Raw genomic sequence first — 1,029 nt, forward strand, 5'->3', positions numbered from 1 at the left:
TCCGGCGAGGCGGAACTGCTGGCGGGTCATCGGGCACCTCCGAGGATCGTGGTGAGCCGCGCAAGCTGTTCCCACGCGGCGCCGGGCGGCGTCTGGTCGTCGAGGCTCTGGCGCAGGAACGCGTCGATCTCGGCCTCGTGATCGAGGGCGGCGTCCACGAGCGGATTGCCGCCCCGCTGATACGCGCCGACGTCGATGAGGTCCTGCGCGGCCTTCCGGGCCGCGAGGACTCGCCGCAGGCCCGCGGCCCGTTCCGTTCGCTCGGGCGGGTTGACCTTGGACGCGACGCGGGAGACCGAACCGAGCACGTCGATCGGCGGGTAATGGCCCATGACGGCGAGCTTCCGGTCGAGGACCACGTGGCCGTCGAGGATGGATCGCGCGGCGTCCGCGACGGGTTCGTTGTGGTCATCGCCGTCCACGAGAACGGTGTAGATCCCCGTCACCGAGCCGGTCTCCGCGGTTCCGGCTCGCTCGAGCAGGCGCGCGAGCAGAGCAAAGGTCGACGGCGGGTAGCCGCGTGTGGCGGGCGGCTCGCCTGCCGAGAGCCCGATCTCACGTTGGGCCATGGCCACGCGCGTGAGCGAATCCATCATGAGCAGCACGTGGGACCCGTGATCGCGGAACGACTCGGCGATGCGGGTCGCGGTGAACGCGGCCCGGAGGCGCATGAGTGCGGGCTCATCCGAGGTCGCGACCACGACGATCGAACGTGCGAGGCCCTCCGCCCCGAGGTCGTCGTCGAGGAATTCGCGGACCTCGCGGCCGCGCTCCCCTACGAGCGCGATCACGGAGACCTCGGCCTCCGTGCCGCGCGCGACCATCGAAAGCAGCGAGGACTTCCCGACGCCGGAGCCGGCAAACAGGCCGAGGCGCTGGCCCCGGCCGACGGTCGTGAGCGTGTCGAGCGCCCGGACTCCGGTCTGGAGCGGTGTGTCGATGCGGGCGCGCGCCATCGCGGACGGCACATCGTGATCGAGCGGCACGCGCTCCACGCGCTCCCCCGCGGCGAGAGGCCCTCGGCCGTCG

General features: G+C 72.1%; 1 protein-coding gene. It reads right to left on the bottom strand.

Translation table 11 applies throughout. The annotated features are described in order from the left end of the window. Nucleotides 1–26 precede the first annotated feature (26 nt). On the bottom strand, nt 27–1,029 hold a 1,003-nt coding region (locus ACLN58_RS22525; RefSeq protein WP_415857428.1), incomplete at its 5' end, for a FliI/YscN family ATPase.

This window comes from Sinomonas sp. G460-2 (genome assembly GCF_047759905.1).
Lineage (GTDB): Bacteria > Actinomycetota > Actinomycetes > Actinomycetales > Micrococcaceae > Sinomonas.